4 protein-coding genes and 1 pseudogene are annotated in these 7,329 nt (G+C 74.6%); all 5 read left to right on the top strand.

Translation table 11 applies throughout. The features are described from left to right. Nucleotides 1-465: pseudogene (locus MHY29_RS10405) on the top strand (serine/threonine-protein phosphatase); the annotation flags it as partial. Continuing rightward, nucleotides 462-1,910, top strand: coding sequence for an FtsW/RodA/SpoVE family cell cycle protein (locus MHY29_RS10400; RefSeq protein ID WP_224355944.1), 1,449 nt, complete (start codon nt 462-464; stop codon nt 1,908-1,910). The pseudogene MHY29_RS10405 and the gene MHY29_RS10400, both read left to right, overlap by 4 nt. Beyond that, the gene (locus tag MHY29_RS10395) at nt 1,907-3,352 is read left to right on the top strand and encodes a penicillin-binding protein 2 (RefSeq protein ID WP_224355945.1); all 1,446 of its coding nucleotides are present in this window, start codon (nt 1,907-1,909) and stop codon (nt 3,350-3,352) included. Before MHY29_RS10400 ends, MHY29_RS10395 begins: the two co-directional genes overlap by 4 nt. Next, complete coding sequence (locus tag MHY29_RS10390) at nt 3,349-5,301, top strand: protein kinase (protein WP_239241034.1); 1,953 nt, start codon at nt 3,349-3,351, stop codon at nt 5,299-5,301. The genes MHY29_RS10395 and MHY29_RS10390 overlap by 4 nt, the downstream gene beginning before the upstream one ends. A gap of 22 nt (nt 5,302-5,323) precedes the next feature. After that, nucleotides 5,324-7,329: PASTA domain-containing protein (locus MHY29_RS10385; protein ID WP_239241024.1), on the top strand; the 2,006-nt coding region annotated here is incomplete at its 3' end.

Here is a 7,329-nt window from a genome sequence, read left to right as displayed (position 1 = left end):
CCCGGACCCGAGGTCGACCCCGCGGACGCCGACGCCGTACCGGCACCCGCCGCCGACCCGGCCCCGGCCCACGCCGTGGAGACCGGCCGGACCGGCCGCCGCCGTCGTCGGGACCGCCCCGTGGAGTACCGCCGCGGCTGGTTCATCCCCGTGTTCACGGCCCTGCTGGCGCTGATCCTCGTGGTGGTGGCCGTCTGGAGCTACCTGTGGACCCAGACCCAGTACTACGTGGGCGAGGACGCCGGTTCGGTGGCCGTCTTCCAGGGCGTGCCGCAGCAGCTCGGCCCGCTGGAGCTGTCCCACCTGGACCACACCACGGACATCCCCCTGGACCGCCTGCCGGCCTACGCCCAGGAGCGGGTCGGCCGGGGCATGGCCGCCACGGACCGCGCCCACGCGGACCAGATCGTCGAGGAGCTGCGCACCGTGTCCGACACCGCCGCGAAGGGAGGGGGGACGCCATGACCGAGGTCATCTCGCCGCCTCGGCCCCGCCGCGCCACGGAGCTGATGCTCCTGCTCGGCGCCGTCGCGCTGACCCTGGGCGCCGACCTGCTGGGGACCTACACCACGACGGGCGCCCTCGAGTCCACCGCGTGGGTGCCGCTGACCGTGTTCGGCTGCGCCTCGCTGGTCCTGCACGCGGTGCTGCGGCTGCGCGCCCGGTACGCGGACCCGTTCATCCTGCCGATCGCCACGCTGCTCAACGGCCTGGGCATCGCCATGATCCACCGGCTCAGCGCGGACACCGCGGCAGCCCGGCCCACCTCCCAGCTGGCGTGGTCCGTGCTGGCCGTGCTCGTGGCCGCCGCCCTGGTGTTCCTGGTCCGGGACCACCGCATGCTGCGCCGCTGGCCCTACGTGTTCCTCGCCGTCTCCGGCGTGCTCCTGCTGCTCCCCCTGGTGCCCGGCCTGGGCCTGAGCGCCAACGGGGCCCGGATCTGGATCAACGTGGGCGTGGGCACGTTCCAGCCGGGCGAGATCGCCAAGATCACCCTGGCGATCTTCTTCGCCGGCTACCTCTCCACCAACCGGGACCTGATCCTGCTGGCCGGCCGCCGCGTGGGTCCGATGACGTTCCCACGCATGCGGGACCTCGGGCCGCTGCTCGTCGCGTGGGCCGTGGCGATGGGCGTGCTGGTGTTCCAGCGGGACCTGGGCTCCGCGCTGCTCTTCTTCGGCATGTTCATGGCCATGCTGTACATCGCCACGTCCCGGGCGTCCTGGGTGCTCCTGGGCCTGTCCCTCGTGGCCGTGGGCGCCGCCGTGGCGTTCCTCTTCCTCCCGCACGTGACCGCCCGCTTCGAGATCTGGCTCAACGCGTTCGACCCGGAGATCTACCGCCGCGACTTCGGCGGCTCCTACCAGGTGGTGCAGGGGCTGTTCGCCATGGCCTCCGGAGGCCTGCTGGGCACCGGCCTGGGCGGGGGCAACCCCACCCAGGTGCCGCTGAGCTTCTCGGACATGATCCTCGCCGCGATCGGCGAGGAGCTCGGGCTCGTGGGGCTGAGCGCGGTGCTGGTGCTCTACCTGCTGCTGGTCACCCGCATGGCCCGGGCCGCGCTGGGCGTGCGGGACGCGTTCGGCAAGGTCCTCGCCGCGGGCCTGGCGTTCACCATGGCGTGGCAGGTGTTCGTGGTCATGGGCGGCGTGACGCTCGTCCTCCCGCTCACCGGCCTGACCACCCCGTTCCTGGCCGCGGGCGGCTCCTCGCTGCTGGCCAACTGGATCATCCTGGGCCTGGTCCTGCGCATCTCCCACGCCGCGCGTCGTCCCGCGGTGGTGGACGGCATGGTCAACGCCTCCGGTCCCGGGGCCGGGCACCTCGACCCGGGCGCCGCCCTGCCGGAGCCGGCGCAGCGCCCCGGCCCGTGGCGCGCCGCAGCCCCCGCGGGGGGTGAGGCGCGGTGAACGAGGCGATCCGACGCACGTGGACCGTGATGGTCGCGATGTTCCTGGTGCTGGCCGTGGCGGCGTCCGTCATCCAGGTGGTGGCCGCGGACTCCCTGAAGGAGAACAAGCTCAACAACCGGCAGCTGTTCCTGGAGTTCGGCGCCCCGCGCGGGCCCATCCTGGTGGACGGCACCCCCGTGGCGCAGTCCGTCCCCTCCGGGGACGCCTACAACTACCAGCGCGTCTACCGGGACTCGTTGCTGTACGCGCCCCTGACCGGCCACTACTCGCTGGCCTACGGCACCGCGGGCATGGAGAAGGCCATGAACGGCGAGCTCGCGGGCACGTCCTCCAGCCAGTTCCTGGACCGCGCGCTCGAGATCGTCACGGGCTCCACCCCGGAGGGCGACCAGGTGGAGCTCACTCTGGACTCCGAGCTCCAGAAGCTCGCCTACGAGTCCATCCCGGACGGCGTGAAGGGCTCCGTGGTCGCCACGGACCCGAAGACCGGCCGTGTCCTGGCCATGGCCTCCAAGCCCTCCTACGACGCGAACACGATCTCCTCCCACACCCGCAGCGAGGCCACGGCCGCCATGTCCGCCTACGAGGGCGTGCCTGGCCTGACCGTGGGCCAGAACCGGCCCACCCAGCAGCGCGTCGCCCCGGGCTCCACGTTCAAGCTGATCGACCTGGTGGCCATGCTGGAGTCCGGCGACTACGCCCCGGACCAGGTGCTGGACGTGCCGGCCGCGTGGACGCTGCCGGGCACCCGCACGCAGATGTCCAACTTCGACGGGGGCCGCTGCAACGGCGTCGGCCGGGCGACCCTGACCTGGATCGTGGCGAACTCGTGCAACACCCCGTTCGCGCAGGCCGCCGTGGCCCTCGGCCAGGACGAGATCCGCTCCGTGGCGGAGCGGTTCGGCTTCAACCAGGACGGCTCCATGCCGCTGCCCGTGACCGCGTCGGTGTTCCCGGAGGACCTCGACGACGCCGCCCTCGCGCAGTCCGCGATCGGCCAGCGTGACGTCCAGGCCACGGCCCTGCAGATGAACATGGTCGCCGCGGGCATCGCCAACGACGGCATGGTCATGGAGCCGAACCTCGTGCAGGCGGTGCGCCGCCCGGACCTGACCACGGTGTCCGAGTTCTCCCCGCGGGAGCACGGGCGGGCCATGGACCCGGACGTCGCGCACCAGGTCCGGGACATGATGGTGGCCACGGTCGAGGACGGCACGGCCTCCGCAGCGAAGTCGTCCACGCTGCAGATCGCCGCGAAGACCGGCACGGCGGAGAAGGACGGGACGGCGAACGTCAACACGTGGGTCACGGGCTTCGCCCCGGCCCAGGACCCGAAGGTGGCGGTGACGATCGTGTACGAGGACCAGAACAGCAGTTCCGCCCACACACAGGCGGTGGAGAGCATGCAGAGGATCATGGAGGCGGTGGTCGCAGAATGAGGCCGACATCGGGCATCACCCTGGGAGGCAGGTACGCCCTGACCGATCGCATCGCGATCGGCGGCATGGGCGAGGTGTGGAAGGCGCGGGACAAGGTCCTGGGCCGGATCACCGCCGTGAAGATCCTCAAGGAGGAGTACACGGGCGACCCCAACTTCCTGCGCCGCTTCCGCGCCGAGGCCCAGCACACCGCCCTGCTGAACCACCCCGGCGTCGCCAACGTGTACGACTACGGCGAGGAGAAGGGCTCGGCCTACCTGGTCATGGAGCTCGTCCCCGGACAGCCGCTGTCCGCGATCCTGGAGAAGGACAGGACCCTCTCCACGGACCGCACGCTGAGCATCATCCGGCAGACCGCGGCCGCGCTCTCCGCCGCGCACGCCCAGGGTCTGGTGCACCGCGACGTGAAGCCGGGCAACCTCATGATCACGCCCACCGGCCGGGTGAAGGTCACGGACTTCGGCATCGCCCGCCTCGCGGACCAGGTCCCGCTCACCGCCACCGGCCAGGTCATGGGCACCGCGCAGTACCTGGCGCCCGAGCAGGCCACGGGCCAGCAGGCCACCGGCTCCTCGGACATCTACTCGCTGGGCATCATCGGCTACGAGGCCCTCGCCGGGCACCGTCCGTTCACGGGCGAGTCCCAGATCGCGATCGCCCTGGCCCAGGTCAACGACACTCCCCCGGCCCTGCCGGACACGATCTCCGCCCCGGTCCGGGCGCTGATCATGTGCATGCTCTCGAAGAACCCGAAGGACCGCCCCGCGAACGCCACCGCCCTGTCCGAGGCCGCGGAGGCGCTGCGCCGCAAGGACGTGGCGGGCGCCGTCGCCGCGGTGCCCACGCTGGCCGCGTTCCTCGCGGACCAGGGCGTGCACTCCACCGGCGGCCCCGGGGACGCCGACACCACCGCCCTCGACGCCGCCCCGCGCACCGCACCGCAGCCCACCGTCCCTCTGGGGACGACGACGGAGCCCGCCGCCCCGGCCACGGCCGCCCTGCCCGTGGCCGCCGCCGCCCGCCCGGACGTTTCCGCCACCCGCAGCCCCCGGGCCGCGGAGCCGGCACGGAGCGTCCCGGCGGCCGCCCCGGCGGACCCGGCGCCGCGCACCGCAACGCCCCGTCGGCGCAACCGCTGGCCGCTGTTCGCCCTGCTCGCCCTCGTGGCGTTCGCCGTGCTCGGCGCGCTGCTGTACCCCCTGCTCTCCGGGGAATCCGGCGCGGGCGCGGGGGCGTCGTCGTCGACCGGCACGGACGCGCAGGTGGAGGTGGACGCCGCCGCGTACCGGGGCCGGCCGGCCGACGAGGTGCGCGCGGAGCTGGAGGGTCGCGGCCTCACCGTGGAGGAGGAGCAGCGGGACGCGAACGACCCCCAGGGCACCGTGGTCGAGGTGACGCCCACGGGCACCCTCCGCCGCGGCGACACCGTGACGCTGGCCGTCTCCACCGGCCAGGGGACCATCCCCCAGGACCTCGTGGGCCAGCCCGCGGACACCGTGGTCGGCATCCTGCGGGACCGCGGCTTCTCCGTGGACCGGGTGGACGATCCGAACGCCGACGGCGCCACCGGCCAGGTGGTGCGCGTCGTGCCCGGCGAGGGCCAGACGCACCGCTTCGACACCCCCGTCCAGGTGATCGTCGCCGGCGGCACCGGCAGCTCCCCCGTGACCCAGTCCGTGGTCACGGCGCCGACCGCCGCTCCGGCGACCGAGAGCTCCGCCGAGCCGGCCCCGGCGTCGTCCTCCTCCGGGGACCCGGCGCCGAGCTCCGCGCAGCCGACGCCCTCCGAGGCGTCGACCGAGCCGTCCCCGGGGTCCCCGGCCCCCACCTCGGAGTCGGCCGCGCCGAGCACGGAGCCCTCCGCGGGCACCCCCTCGACCCCCGACGCCTCGGGGCCGTCCTCCCAGGGCTCCGACGCCGGCTCTCCGTCGACCGACCCGGCCGGCTGAGCGCGGGCGGGACGGAACGGACATGCAGGGACAGCGCATCCTCCACGAACGGTACCGGGTCGACGAGCTGATCGGCCGCGGCGGCATGGCCGACGTGTTCCGCGGCCACGACCTGCGGCTGAACCGCACGGTGGCCGTGAAGATGATGCGCCCCGACCTGGCCAGGGATCCCGCGTTCCAGGCCCGGTTCCGCACGGAGGCCCGGCACGCGGCCGCGCTGAACCACCCGAACATCGTCTCGGTGTACGACACGGGCGACGCCCTGCTCGACGACGGACCGCAGTCCGTGGAGTGCCCCTACCTGGTGATGGAGCACGTGGATGGGCGCACCCTGCGCGAGCTCCTCGACGCCGGCGAGGTCGCCTGGCGGGACGCGGTGGAGTGGACGCGGGGGCTGCTGCACGCCCTCGACCACTCGCACCGCCAGCGGATCGTGCACCGGGACGTGAAGCCCGCGAACGTCATGGTCACCCGGGACGGCGGGGTCAAGGTGATGGACTTCGGCATCGCCCGCGCGCTCTCGGACACGTCGGCGCACACCGGGCAGACGCAGGCCGTGGTGGGCACGGCGCTGTACCTGCCGCCCGAGCAGGCGCAGGGCGCCCGCGTGGACGCCCGGTCCGACCTCTACGCGGCCGGCTGTGTGCTCTTCGAGCTGCTCACGGGACGCCCCCCGTTCACGGGGGAGACCCCGCTGGCGATCGCCTACCAGCACGTGCGGGAGGAGCCGCCGGCGCCGTCGGCGGTGGACCCGTCCCTGTCCACGGAGTTCGACTCCGTGGTGCTGCGCGCCCTGCAGAAGGACCCGGGGCTGCGCCATCAGCACGCTCGCGAGTTCCTCTCCGCCCTGGACTTCGCGGCCGCCCGGGCCGCCCGGGCCGCCGACGACGACGCCCCCACCCGGGTCGTGCCGGCGTCCGGGGCGGCTCCCCTCGCCACAGGCTCCGGTGCCCTCGCCGCCGCCGTGGCGGGGTCCACCGCGGCTGGGCCCACGGCATCGGGGTCCATGGCGCTCGGCGCCGAGGGCGCCCCGGAGGCGCGTCCGGCCACGGGGCCGCCCGCCACGACCCCGTTCGGCGCGGCGGCCGGACCCACGGAGCCGCTGATCGCGGGTCACGCGGTGGCGGGGGCGGCCGTCCCCGGCGCCCCCTCGGCGTCCCAGCTGGCCGCCGCGGAGGCGGTGGAGACGGCCCCCGCCGCTGCGTCCACCACGGGCGGTTCGGCTGGCGCCGGCGCGACGTCCGGGGCGGAGCGGGTCGGCCGGCGTCACCGGCGGCCGTGGGCGGTCCTGGCCGCCGTGGCCGCCGTGGCCGCGATCCTGGCCCTCGGGGCGGCCCTGCTGATCGGCTCGCGCGACCCCGGGCCGGTGACGGTGCCGGCCCTGGCGGGCCGTACGGAGGCGGAGGCGGTGTCCGCGCTGACGGGCCTGGGCCTGCGCTCGGCGATCTCCCCGGACTACCACTCCACCGAGCCGGACGGACGGGTGCTGAAGGTCCACCCCGGCGCGGGGACGGCCGTGGAGCCCGGCTCGACGGTGAACCTCTCGGTGGCCCGGGGCGGGGAGGGCGTCGTGCTGCCGACCTCCCTGCGCGGGGCGTCCGAGGCGCGGGTGCGCCAGGAGCTGGCCCGGCTGGGCCTGAACGTCGCCTCGGTGGAGGACACCCCGAGCGGGGAGCTCGACCGCGGCGCCCTGGTCCAGACGGACCCGGTGCTGGGATCGCGCGTGCCGCCGGGCAGCGCGGTGGTCCTGCACCTGGCCGACGGGACGGCGCGGGTGCCGAGCCTGGTCGGGATGACCGGCGCCGACGCCCGCACCACCCTCGCGGCGCTGGACCCGGAGATGACCGTGCGCTTCCAGGGTGCGGCGGGTGCGGACCCTGACACGGGCGTGGTGGTGCTGCAGGACCCTGCGGCGGGGACCGTCGTGGACAACACCGCCATGATCACGCTGATCACCTCGGCGGAGGCGACCCCGACCGCGAGCGCCGTGACCGTGGCGCCCCCGGACCCCGCCCTGCCGTCCGCGAC

The sequence above is a fragment of the Micrococcus sp. ACRRV genome (assembly GCF_022346985.1).
GTDB lineage: Bacteria > Actinomycetota > Actinomycetes > Actinomycetales > Micrococcaceae > Micrococcus > Micrococcus porci.
This window is presented reverse-complemented; position numbering and strand designations above follow the sequence as displayed.

Coding starts and splice junctions, on each gene's coding strand:
- MHY29_RS10400 (WP_224355944.1), top strand. CDS start 462: ATGACCGAGGTCATCTCGCCGCCTCGGCCCCGCCGCGCCACGGAGCTG.
- MHY29_RS10390 (WP_239241034.1), top strand. CDS start 3,349: ATGAGGCCGACATCGGGCATCACCCTGGGAGGCAGGTACGCCCTGACC.